Genomic DNA, 19,232 nt, shown 5'->3' with positions numbered 1-19,232 from the left:
TGCCCTGCGGGCGGTATAATCTCCCCTCATCCCTCCCAGAGGCTCGCGACCAATGCGCCATTGATGCCGCCGTCTTCGCAACAGACGGCCTGACTCTTCCCGCCCCTGCGCGCAGGGGAGAACCCGGCATCCATGGAGGTCGCATGACCCCGCATTCCCTCACGCTCGATCGCGTGTCGTATCGATTGGCCGACGGCCGCCCGCTGTTTTCCGATCTGACGTTTTCCTTCGAACCGGTCGCCACCGGCCTGGTCGGTGCCAATGGCGCTGGCAAAAGCGTGCTCGCACGCCTACTGGCCGGGCGTCTGTCGCCCGATAGTGGCCAGGTGCGTGGCAGTGGCCGCGTGTTCCTGTTGCCGACACCCGGTTATCCACCCGCCGGCACGGTCGGTGAACTGGCCGGCGTCGGCGCGGAACTGGCCGCACTGCAACGCATCGAAGCCGGCAGCGTCGATGAGGCCGACTTCACCTGCCTAGGCGAGCGCTGGGACCTGCGCGAACGCCTGCAGCAGCAATGGCGTGCGCTGCAGCTTCCCGACGACCTCGATCCCGCCCAGCCGGCCGCGCGCCTCAGTGGCGGCCAGGCCATGCAGGTGGCGCTGTCCGGCGCCTGGGCCAGCGGTGCCGACTGGCTGATCCTGGACGAACCCAGTAACCACCTCGACGCACGCCATCGCCAACAGCTGTACGAACAGTTGCAGCAGTGGCGCGGTGGCCTGCTGGTGATCAGTCATGATCGCGAACTGCTGGGCCGCATGCAGCAGATTGTCGAACTCGATGGGCGTGGCCTGCATCGCTATGGCGGCGCATGGCAGCACTACGCCGACACACGCGCCGCCGAACGTGAAGCCGCCACCGCCCAGCTTGACCATGCGCGTGCGCAGCACCGGCAACAGCAACGCAGCGCGCGCGAACAACACGAACGCCAGCAGCAACGCCAGGCACGTGGCAACCGTGATGCGAAGCAGGCCAACCAGGCCCCCATCCTGCTCGGCCGGCAGAAGCAGCGCGCCGAGGCCAGCCACGGCCGCGCGCAGCAGGTGCAGGCCGAACGCCTGCAGGCCAGTGCAGAGCAGCTGCGCGCAGCGGCGTCGGCGGTTCATGCGGCACCGGAACTGGCGCTGTTTGCCACCGATGGCGAGCGTGGCAGCGCACGCCTGCTGCAGGTACAGGATCTGGTCCTGCCACATGGCTGCAGCGCACCATTGCAGCTGGAGATCCGTCGAGGGCAGCGCATCGCCGTGGTCGGTGACAACGGCAGTGGAAAATCAACCCTGCTGCGTGTGCTGGCCGGCCAGCTGCCGGCGCGCAGCGGCATCGTGCAACGGCATGCGCCACTGGCTCTGCTCGACCAGCAGCTGCTGGGGCTGTCCGGCGAATGCAGCATCCTCGACAGCGTGCAGGCCGCCAACCCGAGTGCCGACCCCGGGGAGCTGCGCACGCGCCTGGCCCTGTTGGGTCTGGACGCACAACGCATCCAGCGCCCCGCCCGCAGCCTCAGCGATGGCGAACGGGTGAAGGGCACACTGGCCAGTGTGCTCTACGCCGATCCCGCGCCCCAACTGTTGCTGCTGGACGAGCCCGGCAATGCACTGGACCTCAGTGCATTACAGGCGCTGGAAGAACTGCTTGCGGCATGGCCGGGCGCACTGGTGATGGTCAGCCACGACCGGCACCTGCTGCAGGCGTTGCGGCCGACCCAGGTGCTGCACGTGAGCACCGAGGGCTGGCAGTGGCATGACGCCTTGTAGATCCACGCATGGCGTATCGACCCGGGGTAGTGCCGGCCGCTGGCCGGCAGCCCAGGAAACCTCAATGCACCGTCAGCGCTTCCACACCGGGAACGCCTGTGGCATCTGCTGCCACAGCAGCGGCCCCGCCCGCAGCTCCTGGTCATTGAGCAGGCACGCATCCAGCTCCGCGCGCACCGCACGCTCATCCATGTGCACACCAATCACCACCAGCTCCTGGCGGCGATCACCCCACAACGGGTGCCACAGCCGCTGCATCGCCGTGTGCGCGGCTGCATCCGGAAACTCTTCCAGCCCCGGCAACGGTGCGCTCCAGCAATCGGCCTGCTGCCGCGCCCAGCCAAGGTCGCTGTAGGGCAGCGGTGTCGGCGGCAACAACGGTGCGGTGTCTTCCAGGCCGGCACGCACGCGGTCGCGCGCGGCATACCAGAAACCCGCCGCCTGCGTCCGCGTCGCGGCGCCCACGGTGTTCAACTCGCCTACCCAATCCATGCGGTTGGCCAGCCAGAACCAGCCCTTGCTGCGGATCACGCCGGGCATGCCGGACTGCAGCGCGCGGGCGAATCGCGCGGGGTGGAACGGACGCCGCGAACGGTAGACGAAGCTGCCGATGCCGTACTCTTCGGTTTCCGGTGTGTGCTCGCCACGCAGCTCCTTCACCCAACCCGGCGCGCGTTGCGCACGCTCCATGTCGAAGCGGCCGGTATCCAGCAGCTCGGCCAACGGCACATCACCGAAGCTGGACAGCAGCAGCTTCGCATCCCGGTTCAAGCCACGCAGTACCGCCAGCGTGTCCTGCAACACTTCGTCATCCACTTGGTCGATCTTGCTGACCACGATCACGTCGGCGAACTCCACCTGCTCGCACAGCAGGTCGACCACACCGCGATCATCGTCCGGCCCGGCCTGCTGGCCGCGCTCGGCCAGGCGCAGGGTCGAACCGAAGTCGGCAAGGAACGCGCTGCCGTCGACCACCGTCACCATCGTGTCCAGCCGCGCGATATCACTCAGGCTGAAGCCGTGCTCGTCGCGCACCGCGAACGTGGCCGCCACCGGCATCGGTTCACCGATGCCCGTCGATTCGATCAACAGATAGTCATAGCGGCCGGCCTCGGCCAGGCGCTGCACTTCCTGCAGCAGGTCGTCGCGCAGGGTGCAGCAGATGCAGCCGTTGCTGAACTCCACCAGCGTCTCTTCGGTGCGGCGCAGCTCGGCGCCACCTTCGCGCACCAGCTGCGCATCGATGTTGACCTCACTCATGTCGTTGACGATGACTGCCACGCGCAGGCCCTCTCGGTTGCGCAGGATCTGGTTGAGCAGGGTGGTCTTGCCGGCCCCAAGGAAGCCGGACAGCACGGTGACCGGAAGGCGACGGTCGGCGCGGGAAACAGTGTTCATGTCGGAGCGGGTTGGCTGCGGAACGGAAATGTTACTGTATAACAGTTGCCGCGCAAGGAACCTCCCCTGATGAAGTCGCCTTCTGCCGCCCTGCTCGATGCCGGCGCGGTCGCCCTGTCCAGCCTGTGCCTGCTGCACTGCTTGGCGTTGCCCCTGCTTGCCGCCGCGCTGCCGCTGTTCGGCACCTGGGCCGAAGCGGAATGGGTCCACCTGCTGTTCGTGGCCATCGCCCTGCCACTGACCGGCTACGCGCTGTGGCGGGCCGAGCGCCGTCACCCACTGCCCGTGCTGGCCTGGGCCACCGCCGGCGCCGGGCTCGGCCTGCTGCTGGCCGGCGCGCTGGCCTTGCCCTCACATGACTGGGAAACGCCGATGACGGTCACTGGCAGCCTGCTGCTGGCCGCCACGCATATCTGGAACGCGCGGCACCGGCACGGGTAGTGCCGGCCGCCGGCCGGCAACCGCATGAGCTTCGGACGCCACGGGTAGTGCCGGCCGCTGGCCGGCAACTGCATGAGCTTCGGACGCAACCTGCAGTTGCCGGCCAGCGGCCGGCACTACCCCTGCTATTTGCCGTAGCGGCGCAGCAGCTCCACCAGCACCGCAGCCTCGTCCGCCCGCTGCTGCGGGTCATCGGCACCCACTACGTGTTCCTGCAGATGCTCGTGCAGCAACTCCATCAGCAGGCTGTGGGCGGCACCGCGCACCGCGGCGACCTGCACCAGCACGCCCGCGCAGTCCCCCGCTTCCCCCTCGGGCTTGTCCAGCGCCTGCTCCAACGCCGCCACCTGACCCGCGATACGGCGTACCCGGGTCCGCAGCTGCTTTCGATTCTTATGTACATGGGCCATGGCGGGATCATATACCCTATGGGGGTATCCACTCCAGCTCCCGCCGCCATGCACTTGGACGCCCTCGCCGCCGCCCGTCGCCACGAACACCGCTTCGACGACGGCAACCCGCTGGCTGAACGCAATACCCGCCGCGCCCTGTGGCTCACCGTCAGCATGATGTTGGTGGAGATCGTCGGCGGCTGGTGGTTCAACTCCATGGCCGTGCTCGCCGACGGCTGGCACATGAGTTCGCACGCGCTGGCGCTGGGCCTCTCGGTGTTCGCCTACCGCTGCGCGCGCCGCTACGCGCACGATCCGCGCTTTGCCTTCGGTACGTGGAAGATCGAGATCCTGGCCGGCTACACCAGCGCCATCGCACTGCTTGGCGTCGCCGCGCTGATGGCCGTGCAATCGCTGGAACGGCTGTGGGTGCCGGCACCGATCCATTACGACGAAGCCATCGCCATTGCAGCGTTGGGCCTGGGCGTGAATCTGCTCTGCGCCTGGTGGCTGCACGACAGCCCGGGCCACGCGCATCACCATCATGGGCATGGGCATGACCATCATCACGGGCACGACCACGATCACAGCCATGCGCACGGTCACGACCTCAACCTGCGCTCGGCCTACGTGCACGTGCTGGCCGACGCCGCCACCTCGGTGCTGGCCATCGTCGCCCTGCTTGGCGGCAAGCTGCTGGGCCTGACCTGGCTGGACCCGGTGATGGGCCTGGTCGGCGCCGTGCTGGTGACGGTCTGGGCGATCGGCCTGCTGCGCGATAGCGGCCGCATCCTGCTCGACGCGCAGATGGATGCACCTGTGGTGGCCGAAGTACGCGAAGTGATCGAACAGGGCCCGTGGCCGGCACGCCTGGCCGACCTACACGTCTGGCAGGTGGGTCGCGGCAAGTACGCGGTCAGCGCCAGCGTGGTCACCAGCGACGTCAGTCTGGATGCCGATACCGTGCGCAACGCGCTGGCGATTCATGAGGAGCTGGTGCACGTGACGGTGGAGATTCACCGCAGCGCCTGACCCGCATCCGGTAGTGCCGGCCGCTGGCCGGCATGGCATGCTCCGGCCGCCGCTGACCAGTAGAGCCAGGCCATGCCTGGCTGCGTTGCCCACAAGTCGAGATCCTATGTTCGTGGTCAAGCCTGCTGGAAGCAGGCTTGACCCACCTTCAGCATGGCCGGATCGAAGTCCCGGCCGCTTTTGAAGACACCCCAGGCGATCCTGGCCAGCTTTCTGGCCAGGATGTTGAAGACGGCGGTGCTGGGGTGACCGCGTTTTGACAGCTCGTCGTAGAGCGGTTGCCCCTGGCGACACCGCTTGAGCCCCATGGCGGCCATGTAGAGCATCTGGCGCAGCACTGGCGCGCCCTGTTTGGACAGCCGACGCCGTCCCGTTCTGCCGCCAGACTCGTTGGGCCGGGGATCCAGGCCCGTGCAGGCGATCCACGCGTTGGCGTTGGCCAACGGCCAGCGCGTCATGTAGTAGATCAGGTGAGCGGCGACGGCGGGGCCGATACCAGGGATGGTCAACAGGCGCTTGTAGAGCGTGCCATGCTCTCCATCGCGACCCAAGCGCTGCAGTTCGCTTTCCAGCTCGGACAGCGTCCCAGCCAGAGCGCAGAACAGATCTGACAGCTCCCCGGGGGCACTTTTGCTTACCCCGAAGGATTGCTCCAGGCGCGCGCGTGTCTTTACCAGCGTCTGCCGCTTGCGCAGCAAATCGTGCATCTGCTGCTGCTCATCGGTACGCGGTACGTATTCACGCAGGCGATCGTTCTCCTTCTTCACGTACCGGGCGATCGCTTCGGCGTCCATGGCGTCCGTCTTGCCACGCGAGCCCGTCGCCCGGCCGTAGTGCTTGATCAGACGTGGATTGATCACATAGACAACGTGGCCTGCCTGGCCAGCCATCCGAGCCAACAACTCGTAGTATCGCCCCGTCGCCTCCATGCCAATCCGGCATCGCTGGGGCAAGGTGTTGAGCCACTGGGCTATGCCGGCCCGGGTGTTGGCGATCCTGTCGCCGGCCTTGCGGTCGGCCACTGCCGGTACGAACTCCTTGGAGTCCACGTCCACGCCAATATCGAGAGAATCAGACATTTGTACGGCTCCCAGCTATCTTTAAGGGGCTGGGGTGGTACCGCACCGACGTTAGCTTGCCTACATCGACGATCCCCTTTGGGGGCCGTACGATCCTTTATCGACGTTCGTGTGCGGGATGGGGATCGCTCGACTCGTCTGTCGGCTAGTATCCGCAGATGCATGCTTGACGGTCCCTCCACCCTGGCTCCTACATACCTCGTAGGAGCCGGGAGGAACATACAAGCATGGCTCGACTCTACAACTACAGCTTCAACATCATCCGCAGCAGGTACATCAGCAGCGGCAGCGCGCTCAGCACTGCACCACCGATGCCGATCCACGGCCAGCGCTCGCCGCGCACGCGCGAAGCCACCGCCAGACCGCAGCCCACCAGCGCCGCGCCCAGCACCCCCACGCCCAATCCCGCAGCCATGCCATTGCCGCCTGCGGCCACCGCCGCCTGCGCAGCGAGGCTGCCCGCGCCCCAGCCCACCACGATCCCCAGCCAACTGGCCACGCCGCACCACGGTGCCTTGTCCTTCGCCATCCGAAAACCCCTGTGTCCTTGCCGAATTTCTGTACGGACCACGCCCGTGCACTGCCTACACTAGCCGCACCTGCCCCGTCGGGACATCCCATGCGCACGCTCCGCCTGCTGCTGCCCGGTGCCCTCCTGCTGCTCACCGCCTGCAGTGGTGATGCCGGGCTTCCTTTCAGCGCCGACCCGTTGCAGGGCTGCTTCGCCACCGGCGCGCGCAAACCGGCCGATTTCCGCATCGACAAGGAAGGCGGCCAGTACTTCGTCTCCTTCAGCCGCGGTGACCAGTGGCAGCGCGAACCCAACGCCCTGCACAAAGCCACCCGCAGCGAGATCAGCCGCTACTTCCGCGATGACGCCGAGCAGATCGACAGCGCGTTGATCCGCATGGCCGGTGGCTTCGGCATCTTCCACTTCAACAAGGGCGCGACGCTGAAGGGCAAGGCCAGTGATAGTGACTACATGGCGCTGATGCTGATCGGGGCTGGGCCCGTATACGCGGTCAAGTGCCCGTAAGACGCAATGATTCTGATGGCGGCTCAGGGCAATATGAGCACATCCTGTCTTCTTTGAGGAGCGATGCCAATGCTGCTGTTTCTGCTGCTTGCGTTAAGCGCGCCGAAGACCCAGGGTGCCTATGACGAAGTCCGGGAACTGCCCGACGGCCAGACACTGATATTGCGCACCCTGGACTGGGATCTCGGCGATGGTCGCCACGAGCGCGTTACCGTGCATTGGCTGCTGCAGGAAGACGGCAGCCTGCGCTACGACTTTGATCGGCAGCCACCGGAAACCCAGGAGGTCCACCGTCAGTCGTGCGCGCGAGTAGGCATGCAGCCGTCGCGTGGCGTCGGCGTGATTTCAGGGGAAGGAACCACACACGGCTACAGCTGCACCAGCCAGCGGTAGCGCCGAGCCCACGCTCGGCTCCGCCATGCCGGCACCCACGCGTGGCGTGGATCTAGCGCAACAGCAGCCACACGTGGCCCCGGCAACAGCTGCGGTACCATGCCCTCCCCCGAACCGCCCCGGTACCCGCCGTGCCTCATTACACCGGCCCCCTGCTGACCCGCGACAGCGCTGACACCCTGCGCCGTGCCCATGACAAGGGCGCTGCTGAATGGCAGGGCTCGCTCGACCTGGGCCTGAGCCAGGACAGCGTGGCCCTGAACGCCGACGGCTTCTACTTCCGTGGCCAGCGCTACCCGTGGCCGGGCAAGTTGAAGGACCGCACGCTGTACTACTGGGACGGCGAGGACTTCGCACCGATCTCGCGCTACAGCGGTTCGCTGATCAAACTGGTGCCCACCGAATGGGGCGCACCGACCTTCGAGATCGACGGCATCAAGATGCTGCCGACCTCCAAGCTGTCACCGTTCGAGGATGCGCGCCGCAAGGTCGAGCTGGTCGCCCCGGCCGGCAAGGTCATCCTCGATACCTGCGGCGGCCTGGGCTACTTCGCCGCCTGCGCGCTGGAGGCCGGTGTCGGCCAGATCCGCTCGTTCGAGAAGAACGCCGATGTGATGTGGCTGCGCACGCTCAACCCGTGGTCGCCGGATCCGGACTCGGCCGCCGCCGGGAGCCGTCTGCAGTTCAGCCACGGCGATGTCTCGCAGCAGATCGAGCAGGTGGCAAGCAACAGTGTCGACGCGATCCTGCACGACCCGCCGCGCTTTGGCATCGCCGGCGAGTTGTACTCGCAGGTGTTCTACGACCACCTCGCCCGCGTCATCCGCAAGGGAGGGCGCCTGTTCCACTACACCGGCGCGCCGAACAAGCTGACCAGCGGCCGCGACGTGCCGCGCGAAGTGGCCAAGCGCCTGGAAAAGGCCGGTTTCAAGGCCGAGCTGGCGCTGGACGGCGTGCTGGCCGTCAAGCGCTGAGCTTCATTCCGAGTCAACCTTCGCCAGCTTCATCACCCACTTCGGCACTTCCGGTTCACCGGCGTAGAAGTCTTTCGGCTTCTTCTCGGCCATCGCCCAGCGGTGCAGCCAGCTCGGGCCATAGCGACCGCTGTAGCCCTCGGCGCCACGCCCGTAAGCAGGATCGCGCATCGCCTCATCCAGTGAAATGAAGCGATAGCCGCGCCGCTTCGTCGCCGCCACCAGTTCGGCGAAGGTGGCTGCATTGAGTTCGTTGGCATGCATCAGCCACACCTGCGGCAGCGCGTAGCCCAGCAGCGCCTGCGACTGCTTCTCGTAGTAGTCCAGCTTGTTCAGCATGTAGGGCACATAGCCCTTGCGCAGCTGCGCCAGCATCGCCTCGCGCGCCGGGGAATCAGGCTGCTCGTTCATCACGTTGGCATAGGCGAAGGCCCACACCCACTCACCGTTGTCGACCGTCACCGGCGCCACGCGGTAGCCATGCTGCTTGAAGAACACGTCCATCTCCGCGCGTTCTTCCGGTGTGCGTCCGGCACGCAGATAGGGATGGCGCATCCACTGCGGTTTCAGTCCGCGCTCGGCCAGCAGCGGCCGCAGCACCGTTTCACCACGCAGAAAATCCTGCTGGAACGCAGGCCCCCCCCTGGCGTTCAGATCCATGTGCGAATAGGTGTGGTTGCCCAGCACATGCCCGGCGTCCAGCCAGTCGCGCAGCATCTGCACCCGCGCGGGCTGCACGTGTCCGTTGATCTCAAGCTTGTTCTCGTTGACGAAGCCGACCACCGGCACCCCCGCCTGGCGAAGCTGGGCCATCAGCGCTTCGTGCCGCGATTGCAGGTCCGGCGGAACGATCTCGTCCACCCGCGCCCACGGCAGGTCGTCGATGGTCATCGCGATCCGGCGATCCACCTCGGCGGCGTGTACCGCCAACGAACACAGCAGCAATGGCACCGCACGCAGCAACCAACGCATCAGCACATCCTTGCAGGGGTGAAGTGCTGACTCTAGCGCGATTGCGGACGCGCGGCCGGTCCCACACCCGCTATAGGCCGGGCGACTGCACCTGACGTTCGCGCACGATCGCCCGCCACAGCATGAATCCCGCAGCCATCGCCATCAGCATCAACGCGACCAGCACCAGGGCAAGATCATCGGGATTGCGCAGCAGCGGTGCATGCTCATGGGTGAGGATCTCGAACACCACCTGCTGCGCCTGTGCCAGCGGCAACCGGCCCTGCTCGCCCAGCTCCACCAGGCACGCCGCTGGGGACAGCTTGGCCACGCCAGTCCATGCCAGGTCGTACAGGTGCAATGCCCTGAGGGCCAGCGCCAGGATCGCGGCGTGCAGCGCCATCAGCCCCCAGTTGGCACGTCGCAGGCGTTCCGACAGGCGGCCCAGCCGGTAGACGCTGATCGACATCGCGCCCAGCAGCGCCAGTACCACGCCCGCCATCGGAATCCACTGCAAGGGTTGCCACGGTGCAAGCGCAGTGGACCGCGCCAGCAGTTGTTCGGCCACCTGCATGCGCGCGACAGGGTCGGGCCCACCGCATGCATCATCCACCGGCTCCAGCAGCAGTCCCACACGGTAGTGGAAGAAGCCGACTGCAAGGGCTACCGCCAGCAGCGCCACCACCTGCAGTGCCAGCAGGATCGGGCCAGGACCACAGATACGACAGAAGCGGGTAGCAGCAGAGACCATCGGTTCATCCATGACAACAAAGGACCATCCTAACCAAGCGCCCTGTGCTTGTCGGCTGGCGGATACGACAACCGGCGCGCGGTCCCGGTAGGATGTGGATGAGCATGGATGGTCGTATGTAGAGGTGTTGTGGATGGTCACGCTGTATCTGTGGGTGCGAACGCTGCTTCCGCTGCTGGCGTTCGTGATCGCCTGGATGCTGCTGTCGCGCCTGATCAAGGCCCGCGTGGCGCGCCTTCCACGGGTTCCCTTGAACCTGCCCGAGCACAGCAGCAGCCCGCGCAGGAAGGACCGGCGCATCTACGCGCGCAAGCTGCGGCGAAAGCCAGGTCTGCGTACCGCAACTCGCCCGGCCTCCGCGCCGCGCAGCTGGAACCTCGCAGCGGTGTTCGTTTCGCTCTTCACGTTGATCGCCACCGTGCTGGTCGTGCCGGATGGCGCGCGCTTCCAGGTCATGGTCGAGAGCATCACCGGCTACCCGGCTACGATTGCTGAAGTACATGTTCCCGCTGCCGGGCAGCCCCTCGTACTGCAGGCGTGGCAGCCAGCACTGGCGCAACTGTCGCGGCCGGTAACGATGCGCTACCTGATCGGACGCACCGGCGGCGAGCATGATGCGCACGCCATGCTACCGGTACAGGTGAGGCATCAGGGGGATCGCCTGCAGGTGGCTACGGCAGTGCCGGTGGATGCCGAGCTGCTGCGTGCAGAGCTTGCGCGCTTGGCGGGGCTGCCGACGGAGGCAATCACCGTCCGCCAGCGCGAGATCTCACCCTGGCTGGAACCCGGCTGGAAGCCCCTGGTCGACCTGTAGAGTCGAGCCCATGCTCGGCTGCTGTTGCAGTAGATCCACGCCATGCATGGATGGATGCAGAGCGGAGTCGAGCATGGCTCGATTCTACAGATCACGATCCGCGCGGCAGCTTCGCGGCCCACATGTTGTCCACCAGATTGGGATAACGCCGCCCGTTCTCTTCCGCGCGCTGCCGGGCTGCCTCCTTCTGCGCAGGCGACAACGGCTGCGACGTCTGGCCCTTGGGATTGGGCTTCTTCCACGGGGGCGTCTTCGGTTCACGCATGGGCGCAGCTTACTGCTTCAGAAAGTTCAACAGCGCCAGATTGAAGTGATCCGCATGACTGGTGTTGCAGCCATGCGGCGCGCCTTCCAGGATCACCACCTCGCTGCCCGCAATCGCCTCATGGGTGCGCTGGCCGGAGCCCTCGAACGGCACGATGGCGTCACTGTCACCGTGCAGGATCAAGGTCGGCACCGTGATCTTCTTCAGGTCATCGCGGAAATCGGTAGTGGCAAACGCCTTCATGCAGCCCAGCGCCGCCACCTGGTCGGATTGATGGCACAGCGCGATCGCCGCCTGACGCGTCTCTTCGGTCACCATCAACTGGCCGTTGGCGCTGAAGAAATCGCGGGTGAAGCCATCGAAGAACGCCTCACGATCCTTCTCAAGACCGCTGCGCATTTCATCGGCCTTTTCCTGGGTGAGCGGGCCATCCGGGTTGTCATCACTGCGCAGCAGATACGGCGGCACCGCCGCTGCAAACACCACGCTGTGCAGACGGTCCTGCCCATGATTGCTCACATAGCGCGCCACCTCACCGCCGCCCATCGAGAAGCCGACCAGGCTGACGTCGTGCAGGTCACGCTCCTCGATCACCCCGGCCAGGTCCGCTGCCAGCGTGTCGTAGTCATAGCCCTCGGCCGGCTTGTCGGAACGGCCGAAGCCGCGCCGGTCGTAACTGATCACCCGATGCTGCGCATCGCGCAGGATCGACACCTGTTGTTTCCAGGCATCGGCAGACAGCGGCCAGCCGTGGATCAGAATGATCGGGCGGCCGTCACCACCGGTGTCTTCAACGTGCAGGCGGATGCGGGAAGCAGGCATGGGAGCTCCTGTGGAAGGGGAGGCTTTCAGGCTATTGGCCGGCCCCTATCGCGACCGTGACGGAATCGCCGATCGCCATGACATCGCCTGCACAGGCGACGCCGCCGGAGCCGGGCCGTCAATGCGGGCATTCACTCCGTAGAAGGGCCGTTTCATCGGAAGCCGGCTGCAGCGGCCCAAACGCCATGCGAGCCTGCATGAACCATCCCCGGGAGTTTCGCCATGCTGCTGCTTACCTTGCCCCTGCTTGCTGCCGGTCTCGCTGCCGCACCGTCGCCCGCCGATGACCTGCGCCAACAGATCCGCCAGGCCGATACCCAGCTGTTTGCTGTGGCCTTCGAGGCCTGCGATGCCGACAGGGCCGCCGCGATGACCACCGAAGACATGGAGTTCTTCCATGACAAGGACGGCAAGTCAGCCAGCAACCGCGAGGACTTCCGCCGCAGCGTGGCCAACATGTGCAGCAATGCGCGCGAGGGCGGCTGGAGCCTGCGCCGTGAGCTGGTGGAACCTTCGCTGCAGGTGTTCCCCTTGCGCGACGAGCGGGCGCTGGAAATCGGCGACCACCGCTTCCATGAACGCGGCAAGGACGGCGTGGAGCGCTGGGTGGGCCAGGCCCGCTTCATCCAGGTCTGGCGCCGCGTGGACGGGCGTTGGCTGGCCGAACGGGTGATCAGCTACGACCATCGGCCGGCGGACTGACCCCTCGGGCGCGCTTCACGGGCCGGATCTATACTGACCGGGCCCACCACGACCCATCGCTACCGTTCGATCGCCATGCCAGAGATCACCCCCAACCACCCCGACTACGGCCTCAACCAGCAGATCCGCCAGGGCGTGGCCGCACTGGACGCCCAGCATGGCCGTCCGTTCGACCAGACCAGCGAGCGCCTGGCCGCCAGCCTGACTGTACTCGCCCGCGAGCAGGGCCTGCAGCAGGTCGACCATGTGCTGGTCAGCAATGCGACGGCCCAGCATCCGGCCGGGCACAACATCTTCGTGGTGCAGGGCGACCCGACCAATCCTGCGCATCTGCGGGCAATGATGCCGACCGCTGTGGCGGCGCAGATGCCGGTGGAGCAGTCGATGCAGGCGTTGGGGTTGACGGCGCAACAGCAGGTCGAGCCGCAAGCGCAGGAAATGCAGAATCCCACTCCGCGGATGGGGTGAGCGTCAGCTCATCCGCATCATGCTCTGCTCCTGCACGGCCAGTTGAGGCTCCTGACCTACCGCAAGCGCCTGCGCCTTCTGGTCCTGCTCCAGCTGCTCCACCTTGGCGAACGATTGCTCCACGGGTGCTTGCGCGGCCGTTGCGGTCTCCATGGATGCCCGCGTATGCGCCGGGTTCGCTGGATCGCCCTCGATAAGGAAGATCCGCTGGCCTGCCCCTGCATCTGCAGTGGCCTGGCTCAGCGCCACGTAATCCACCCGCTCGATACCCTTTTCCTTCGCCAACGCGAGCAGACTCGCAGAGATACGCTCGCTTGCATCGTCGTAGACTCGGCCATGCTGCTGGTCCACCTCCGCCACCTTGCTGCGAATGGACTCCAGCAGCTCCCTGTCTTTCTGCGGAAGATGCTGCTCGCTGATCAGGCGCTGCATAAGCGTGCGCTCCGGCATCGGGTTGCGCACTTCCCTGTTCAGCTCGCTGTCCGGAAATGGCGCGCGGATGCTACGGATCGCATCCACGTTGTCCAGCGGCTTGAGGTTGCCCTCGAAGCCCTTCCGCTCCATGCCCAAGATGTTATGACGATGCAGGCCCGCGTGATTCAACGCGCCCCAGGTGAAGTCGATGCAGCTGTTGCTGGCGCCGTTGTAGTTCATCTCAAAGCCATGCTTCGCAGGGGCGTTTCCAAACGCCAGCAGCTTGTCGTACTGCTCCTTGGAGATCTCCATATCACGTCGGTAGATCGGCTTCTGATACTGATCTGCATCATTGGTGTACACCTTGCCCGGGCCACTTCGGGCGCCATGCTCTTCCGGCGCGAATCCCAGGCTGTGGCTCGTCTTTCCATCGGAGACCGTGTAGTACACATGCCCGGCCATGGACGTTCCACCGGCCCGCAACGGTGTTCCGGGTGCGGCAACGTAGATGGAAACAATATAGCGATCATCCATGACGTACTCCTACTTGGCGCGGTGTGTGTAAGCCAACTGCAGTTCAGACGGAACAGCCTCCAGCCCCGCGGCCGGTGACAGCAGGCGAAGGCGCAGGCGGTAGTGACCGGGTTTCACCTGCTCGGCCCAGGCAAAGGTCACGGTGCGATAGTGCCCGTCCGGCCCAATCAGACCGGCAGCCACCAGGGACGCGTCGTCAGCACTGTCGGGTACTACGCCGGGCACATGCCCATCCGAGCCGACAGCCACCATTTCAGAAGGTTCAAAACCATTGAACTGGCGACGGGTCAGCGGCACCGGCTCAGTACCAACCTGCTCGACACGTTCAAGCAGCACTTCAGCCGGCAGTCCCTCGCGCACGAGGCGTTCGGCAGCCTGCGCTGCCTGTGCGTCATCCTCGCCTTTCACGCGAAGGCCGATCAGCAACGTGGGGGCAGCGTTCGGGCCGGGCGGTGTCAGTTCAAAATCGACCACCATCGGTTCATGCATGGCGGTGACCGGGAACGGTCGGATGATCGGCACGACGTTCTCCTGAGCTGTGGCCGCGCGGGTTTGGGGTGCGGGGGCCGCGGCGGGTTGGCAGGCCGCCAGCAGAACCAAGCATGCAGCGCTGGCCGTCCTCAACAGGTAATTCCGAAGTGTCATCCATGGACCTCGTCTGTAGCGTCTTCTGAAAATCTACACCAGGTGCGTAAGCCACAACGTGATGCCAGCTGGATTCCAGGGCATCGGACTGCGCCGTTCAGGTGAAAATGAAGAAGGGCAGGACGCATCGCCCTGCCCTTCCCTCTCACGCTGCCGAACAGCCTTACAGCTGAATCCGCGCCACGCTCTCGTCGGCGCCCTTGTCATCCTTCTCGCCGTTCTTGATGCTCACGTACAGCACGTTGTTCTTCGCATCCAGCGCCAGACTGTTCGGGTGGGTCGGCACCGTGTAGGTGGCCACCTTCTGGTAGCTGTCACTGTTGTAGGCCGTCACCGTACCGGCTTCGCGGTTGGTCACGTACAGGCGCTTGCGCGGTGCATCCAGCAGGATGCCCAGCGGGCCGGCGTCGGTCGGGATGCTGGCCAGTTCCTTGCCAGTGCTGCGGTCGAGCACCAGCACGCGCTGGCCCGGATGCTTGCTGACCAGGCCGCTGCTCTTGGCCTGGTAGCCACGCAGGAATTCCGAGCCCTGGTCGGTCACGAACAGGCGCTTGCCGGCCGGGTCCAGCGCGATGTTCATCGGCTGCTCGGCGGCGATCTTGTGCTGTGCCACCACCTTGTTCGAATCGGTGCCCACCACCACCAGATCGGCCAGCAGGTTGCTGGTGTAGACGCGCTTGTTGGCCGCATCCAGCGCCAGGCCCGGTGCCTTGGCATTGCCCAGGCCGTCGATGGTGTTGATCACCTTCAGCGTGGTGGTATCGATCACGAACAGCACGCTGCTCACGTCCGGCTGGCTGCTGTGGCCGGTCACGTACAGGCGGTTGGCCGCGCTGTCGACCACCAGTTCGCGCAGGTCGTGGGTGTAAGCAGCCTTGCCGTCCTTGCCGGTCTTCTTCTCCATCAGCTGGATGGTGCCGACGGCCTTGTTCTGCGCGGTGTCGACCACGGTCACCGACAGGTCCACGGTGTTGCCCACGTACAGGCGGTTGTGGGCGTCATCCAGCACCACGCCGAACGCTTTGCGCTCCAGCGGGATGCGGGTTTCCACGGCCAGCGTGGCCGGGTTCAGGCGCAGCACCTGGGCCGGGCCGGCGTCATCGCCAAAACCACCGGACGAGGCCACGAACACGGCATTCTGCTTCGGGCTGTAGGCCAGCTCGTACAGGCCCTTGGCCACCGCCTGGCGCTGCACGGCGGCGGTGGCACTGGCGGCGGGTGCGTTGTCGGCGAACGCGGAGGGCACGCCAAGGCTGAGCGAAACGGCAACGGCCAGGGCGGCCGAGCGGAAGAGAGGATTACGGAACATGCGAGCGTCCTTGAATGGGCACGGGAGGGTGTCCTGGCTCGCTGGGCCGTTCTACGACGGCCCGACCTGCATCTGTCTGCGCGGGGTGGGCTGGCTGGGTAGCGGGGGAATGGTAGCAGTTCTCAATTGGCGATGCGCCAATCGGTCTCGGCCACAGTGTGAGGACGAGAAACCGCTCGTTGGCATCTCCGCTCCCCGAAGATGTACGGCCTAAAGAACTTGGCCAACTCGCCGATTGCCACAGTGGGCAATCCACGTTTCGGAGCAAAATTGGAAATCAGGACACGCGCAAAAATCTACGCTTGGCTATTGCTGGCTGCTGCAATCAGCTACGTGGCGTGGTCATCATTGACGATATATACGCCCTTGGTCTCTAGTGAAACGGGTCAGACGTCGCTGAAGGAAATACGCGACTACAGCAATGAACTGGCAGAACGAATGCAGAAGACACGCGCCGAGCACAACCTCCCCTTCATTGGCGAGCAGCAGCTTACGATTGATCACGTTACAGGCATCAATCATCTGGCGGCCGACGCAGCAAGAGCGAGGCAAAGATACTTCGACCCTGAGCACACTTACGTTTGGAAGGGCATACTCGACGACATCAGTAACTACGTCCAACATCTGGACGGATTTGGATCCTCAGACCCAAATGATTCCAAGATGCGCCTTCAGGAACTGAACTCAGCACTCCTGCAGGTCTTGACCAATCGCGACAGGGCTGTGAAGACGATGGAGGGAACCAAGCAAATCTTCAGCGTTCATATTGGCGAAGCCAAGGGCTCGCTGTATACGGACATCCTGATGACGAAGACTTTGCTGGATGCCGGCGTGAACGAACACCTTCTGCTGACGACACAATCAAGTGCACCGCCATTCGAGGATATCGTCCGCTTGCAGAATGCGGAGTGGGCAGTATTCGAGCTGCATCAACAGTTGGGCCGCGACTACGAGCAAGCCAATCGAATCCCAACTGCGATTCGCCTGCTAATCGGGCGTTGATGACACAGCTCGTACAGCCGAGCAAGCAACCGTTGGCGCGGACTATTGCTCCTTCAACCGCAGCGAATCGGCCACATCGGTCTTGGCCGCCACTTCTGTAGCGATGCTGGCGCGGCGGTGCCCCGGGTCGTTGCGATCGCCCTGCACGATGAAGATGCTCTCGGCGGCATGGCTGCTTTGGGTCGGCTGGCTGAGCAGCACGTGGTCCACGCGCGAGAGATTGTTCTGCTTGGCCAGCACCAGCAGGCTGGCGCTGATGCGCTGGCTGGCGGCATCGAACGGGCGGCCATGCGCGGCATCCAGCTCGGCCACTTTCTGGATCAGCTGCGCGAACAGGCGATGGTCCGGATGCGAGGGGTCCAGCAGCGTGCCGGCCACTTCAATCGGCGTCGGCGGCGGCTCATCGCTGGCGCGGTCGCCCTGGCGATGGTGTTCGGCCTCGCGCTCGGGCATCGCATGGTGGGTTTCGGCATTCAGATCGCTACCCGGGAACGGCGCGGCAATGCACTGGATTTCCGGCAGGTTGAACAGCACCGCGAACTCGCCCAGATTGCTGCCGCCGTCCAGCGGCGCCGGCAGCGGATGCAGGCCAGCGTAGTGCAGCGCGGCCCAGACGAAATCGCTGCAGCGGTTGATGGTGGCCGGGCGATCCACATCGAATTCGAACTCGGCCGGTTCCTCGGCGAAATCACGCAGGCAGCCGTAATGCTCCTCAGTGATTTCCAGAGTGCGGCTGTAGTACGGGTCCAGATGCTCATCGGCATCGTCGTGGCGCACCTGCGCGTACTGCGCACCCGTGGGGGCTTCACCCGGCGCCTGGCGCGGCGGTGCGAAGCCGTAGCTGTGGGCCACGTCGCCTGCCGCCACCTGCAGGTACATGTGGCCGCGCGGGGAGATGCCTCCACTCTTAAGCAGGGTGCCGGGGGCGGCCAGATAAAGCGTTGCCGTGTAGCGTGTTGCCTGCTCCATGCCTGTTCAGCCTTGATGGGTGCTGCGGTCCTGGCTGGATGATGGCATAGGTGGGATGGGAGGCAGGTGGAGGAGCCCGGGGCCCGTAGTGGAGGCATGCTGAATGTGTGAACCAGCGAACGCTGAGGCACCGGATGCAGATATGGAGCGTGACCGGCTCTGTGGAATACGCCGCAGAACCTGTCCTATAGTGCCTCGTACACCTCAAGGAACGGCCGCATGAACCTGCCACCGCCGGGCCGCTGGTTGGCCCTGGCCATCGCCTTGGCAAGCAGCACGGCCTGCAGCAAGGCCCCCTCCAAGGAACCGGAGCACCGGGAGACCCCCATGACCGACACCGCACAGTCCCACACCGTGGACGGCTACACCTATACCACCGCCCCCGTGGAAGCCACGCTGGGCCCACACCGCTACGCCTTCCCCGCCAACCTGTACGACGACCAGATGGGTCCGGCGGTGGGCGGCGGCATCGGCCTCACCCTCCTGTGGCCCGACCTGCAGGCGGCACCGCCGGGCACGCGCGCCTCGCGCAGCATGTCCGACCACCACCGCGCCATCAGCCTGTCGCTGGATTACATCGACGCCCTCCCCATCGCCGAGCTGCTGCCGCGCAAGACCAGCACCGAAGCGACCACCGAGGACGGCTCGATCAACCGTGACGACCCGCGCCGCCGGCTGGACCTGCGCAACGCCGGTACGCCGCACTTCGGGCTCACCCCGTACGTCATCGACGAAGCCCGCATGACGCGGTTTTCCGAGGCGTATGCCGCGCAGCGCGGCGCGCCGCCGGTGCGCACGCCCGAAACCGACCAGGAGTGGTACATCGCCCGCGACACACAGGGCGCGCTGGCCACCTTCATCACCTGCAATCCGCCGCAGGATGGGCGCGAGGGGCTGACCGTGCAGGGCACCACGCTGGTGGATGACCCCGATGTGCCGGTGGCCACCTGCACGCATACCTTCACCGACCCGCAGGATGGGCTATCGGTGCGCGCGATCTACCCGCGCGTGCTGCTCAAGGACTGGAAGGCCGTGGAGGACGCCACGCGCGTCCTGCTGGCCCGCTACAAGCTGCGGTAACCGACCAGGG

At 65.5% G+C, this 19,232-nt stretch carries 23 protein-coding genes; 11 read left to right on the top strand and 12 right to left on the bottom strand.

All coding sequences use genetic code 11. The features are described from left to right. Window positions 1-143 precede the first annotated feature (143 nt). Entirely contained in the window at window positions 144-1,751 is a 1,608-nt protein-coding gene (locus ACSYS9_RS02245) for an ATP-binding cassette domain-containing protein (RefSeq protein ID WP_049461442.1), read from the top strand. A gap of 72 nt (window positions 1,752-1,823) precedes the next feature. Here ACSYS9_RS02245 and ACSYS9_RS02240 read toward each other — a convergent pair whose 3' ends face one another. Beyond that, window positions 1,824-3,149 (bottom strand): GTP-binding protein, encoded by a 1,326-nt coding sequence (locus tag ACSYS9_RS02240; RefSeq protein WP_049461444.1) that lies wholly within the window; start codon window positions 3,147-3,149, stop codon window positions 1,824-1,826. 69 nt (window positions 3,150-3,218) lie between these two features. On the opposite strand from ACSYS9_RS02240, the gene ACSYS9_RS02235 reads away from it, so the two are divergent. Continuing rightward, window positions 3,219-3,590, top strand: coding sequence for a MerC domain-containing protein (locus ACSYS9_RS02235; protein ID WP_014645760.1), 372 nt, complete (start codon window positions 3,219-3,221; stop codon window positions 3,588-3,590). A 125-nt stretch (window positions 3,591-3,715) separates the two neighbouring features. On the opposite strand, the gene ACSYS9_RS02230 is transcribed toward ACSYS9_RS02235, so the two are convergent. Next, the gene (locus ACSYS9_RS02230) at window positions 3,716-4,000 is read right to left on the bottom strand and encodes a metal-sensing transcriptional repressor (protein WP_049461446.1); all 285 of its coding nucleotides are present in this window, start codon (window positions 3,998-4,000) and stop codon (window positions 3,716-3,718) included. Between the two features lie 48 nt (window positions 4,001-4,048). Between ACSYS9_RS02230 and dmeF the strand changes: the two genes are divergently transcribed. Then, on the top strand, window positions 4,049-5,014 hold the full coding sequence (gene dmeF, locus ACSYS9_RS02225) for a CDF family Co(II)/Ni(II) efflux transporter DmeF (RefSeq protein ID WP_049461449.1): 966 nt from the start codon (window positions 4,049-4,051) through the stop codon (window positions 5,012-5,014). A 116-nt stretch (window positions 5,015-5,130) separates the two neighbouring features. Here the strand turns inward: dmeF and ACSYS9_RS02220 are convergent, their stop codons facing one another. After that, on the bottom strand, window positions 5,131-6,093 hold the full coding sequence (locus tag ACSYS9_RS02220) for an IS110 family transposase (RefSeq protein WP_132809226.1): 963 nt from the start codon (window positions 6,091-6,093) through the stop codon (window positions 5,131-5,133). A 244-nt stretch (window positions 6,094-6,337) separates the two neighbouring features. Further along, on the bottom strand, window positions 6,338-6,622 hold the full coding sequence (locus ACSYS9_RS02215) for a hypothetical protein (RefSeq protein ID WP_032130412.1): 285 nt from the start codon (window positions 6,620-6,622) through the stop codon (window positions 6,338-6,340). A 90-nt stretch (window positions 6,623-6,712) separates the two neighbouring features. Between ACSYS9_RS02215 and ACSYS9_RS02210 the strand changes: the two genes are divergently transcribed. From ACSYS9_RS02210 to ACSYS9_RS02200, 3 genes are all read left to right on the top strand, one after another. Beyond that, a complete protein-coding gene (locus ACSYS9_RS02210; RefSeq protein WP_049399133.1) occupies window positions 6,713-7,129 on the top strand; it encodes a hypothetical protein in 417 nt (138 codons plus the stop codon). Window positions 7,130-7,198: 69 nt separating this feature from the next. Further along, window positions 7,199-7,522 (top strand): hypothetical protein, encoded by a 324-nt coding sequence (locus ACSYS9_RS02205; RefSeq protein WP_049462916.1) that lies wholly within the window; start codon window positions 7,199-7,201, stop codon window positions 7,520-7,522. A 131-nt stretch (window positions 7,523-7,653) separates the two neighbouring features. Then, window positions 7,654-8,496, top strand: a complete 843-nt coding sequence (locus ACSYS9_RS02200) for a class I SAM-dependent methyltransferase (RefSeq protein WP_049462917.1) — start codon at window positions 7,654-7,656, stop codon at window positions 8,494-8,496. A gap of 3 nt (window positions 8,497-8,499) precedes the next feature. Here the strand turns inward: ACSYS9_RS02200 and ACSYS9_RS02195 are convergent, their stop codons facing one another. Continuing rightward, on the bottom strand, window positions 8,500-9,468 hold the full coding sequence (locus tag ACSYS9_RS02195) for a polysaccharide deacetylase family protein (RefSeq protein ID WP_049462918.1): 969 nt from the start codon (window positions 9,466-9,468) through the stop codon (window positions 8,500-8,502). Between the two features lie 70 nt (window positions 9,469-9,538). Next, on the bottom strand, window positions 9,539-10,198 hold the full coding sequence (locus ACSYS9_RS02190; protein WP_177179481.1) for a hypothetical protein: 660 nt from the start codon (window positions 10,196-10,198) through the stop codon (window positions 9,539-9,541). A 133-nt stretch (window positions 10,199-10,331) separates the two neighbouring features. On the opposite strand from ACSYS9_RS02190, the gene ACSYS9_RS02185 reads away from it, so the two are divergent. Then, window positions 10,332-11,012 carry a hypothetical protein gene (locus tag ACSYS9_RS02185; RefSeq protein ID WP_049462920.1) on the top strand — a complete coding sequence of 227 codons (681 nt, stop codon included), beginning with the start codon at window positions 10,332-10,334 and terminating at the stop codon, window positions 11,010-11,012. A gap of 91 nt (window positions 11,013-11,103) precedes the next feature. Here ACSYS9_RS02185 and ACSYS9_RS02180 read toward each other — a convergent pair whose 3' ends face one another. Together ACSYS9_RS02180 and ACSYS9_RS02175 are read right to left on the bottom strand one after the other, a co-directional pair. Then, the gene (locus ACSYS9_RS02180; protein ID WP_097048477.1) at window positions 11,104-11,277 is read right to left on the bottom strand and encodes a hypothetical protein; all 174 of its coding nucleotides are present in this window, start codon (window positions 11,275-11,277) and stop codon (window positions 11,104-11,106) included. A gap of 9 nt (window positions 11,278-11,286) precedes the next feature. Next, window positions 11,287-12,099 (bottom strand): alpha/beta fold hydrolase, encoded by an 813-nt coding sequence (locus ACSYS9_RS02175; protein WP_049462921.1) that lies wholly within the window; start codon window positions 12,097-12,099, stop codon window positions 11,287-11,289. 222 nt (window positions 12,100-12,321) lie between these two features. On the opposite strand from ACSYS9_RS02175, the gene ACSYS9_RS02170 reads away from it, so the two are divergent. Beyond that, window positions 12,322-12,801, top strand: a complete 480-nt coding sequence (locus tag ACSYS9_RS02170) for a nuclear transport factor 2 family protein (RefSeq protein ID WP_049462922.1) — start codon at window positions 12,322-12,324, stop codon at window positions 12,799-12,801. Window positions 12,802-12,876: 75 nt separating this feature from the next. Then, a complete protein-coding gene (locus tag ACSYS9_RS02165) occupies window positions 12,877-13,269 on the top strand; it encodes an XVIPCD domain-containing protein (protein ID WP_049462923.1) in 393 nt (130 codons plus the stop codon). Between the two features lie 3 nt (window positions 13,270-13,272). Here the strand turns inward: ACSYS9_RS02165 and ACSYS9_RS02160 are convergent, their stop codons facing one another. The 3 genes from ACSYS9_RS02160 to ACSYS9_RS02150 form a co-directional block, all read right to left on the bottom strand. Next, window positions 13,273-14,217 carry an XVIPCD domain-containing protein gene (locus tag ACSYS9_RS02160; RefSeq protein ID WP_049462924.1) on the bottom strand — a complete coding sequence of 315 codons (945 nt, stop codon included), beginning with the start codon at window positions 14,215-14,217 and terminating at the stop codon, window positions 13,273-13,275. A 9-nt stretch (window positions 14,218-14,226) separates the two neighbouring features. Continuing rightward, window positions 14,227-14,862, bottom strand: a complete 636-nt coding sequence (locus tag ACSYS9_RS02155; protein WP_143048151.1) for a hypothetical protein — start codon at window positions 14,860-14,862, stop codon at window positions 14,227-14,229. A gap of 163 nt (window positions 14,863-15,025) precedes the next feature. Further along, window positions 15,026-16,171: a YncE family protein gene (locus ACSYS9_RS02150; RefSeq protein ID WP_049462926.1), complete on the bottom strand. Its 1,146-nt coding sequence runs from the start codon at window positions 16,169-16,171 to the stop codon at window positions 15,026-15,028. Window positions 16,172-16,390: 219 nt separating this feature from the next. Here ACSYS9_RS02150 and ACSYS9_RS02145 point away from each other — a divergent pair, with 219 nt between their 5' ends. Further along, window positions 16,391-17,173 (top strand): hypothetical protein, encoded by a 783-nt coding sequence (locus ACSYS9_RS02145; protein WP_143048150.1) that lies wholly within the window; start codon window positions 16,391-16,393, stop codon window positions 17,171-17,173. A gap of 42 nt (window positions 17,174-17,215) precedes the next feature. On the opposite strand, the gene ACSYS9_RS02140 is transcribed toward ACSYS9_RS02145, so the two are convergent. Then, window positions 17,216-18,142: an XVIPCD domain-containing protein gene (locus ACSYS9_RS02140; RefSeq protein ID WP_049462928.1), complete on the bottom strand. Its 927-nt coding sequence runs from the start codon at window positions 18,140-18,142 to the stop codon at window positions 17,216-17,218. A 219-nt stretch (window positions 18,143-18,361) separates the two neighbouring features. Here ACSYS9_RS02140 and ACSYS9_RS02135 point away from each other — a divergent pair, with 219 nt between their 5' ends. Next, window positions 18,362-19,222: a hypothetical protein gene (locus tag ACSYS9_RS02135; RefSeq protein ID WP_049462929.1), complete on the top strand. Its 861-nt coding sequence runs from the start codon at window positions 18,362-18,364 to the stop codon at window positions 19,220-19,222. Window positions 19,223-19,232 lie beyond the last annotated feature (10 nt).

The organism is Stenotrophomonas sp. STK17_22, from assembly GCF_051983905.1.
GTDB lineage: Bacteria > Pseudomonadota > Gammaproteobacteria > Xanthomonadales > Xanthomonadaceae > Stenotrophomonas > Stenotrophomonas maltophilia_A.
This window is presented reverse-complemented; position numbering and strand designations above follow the sequence as displayed.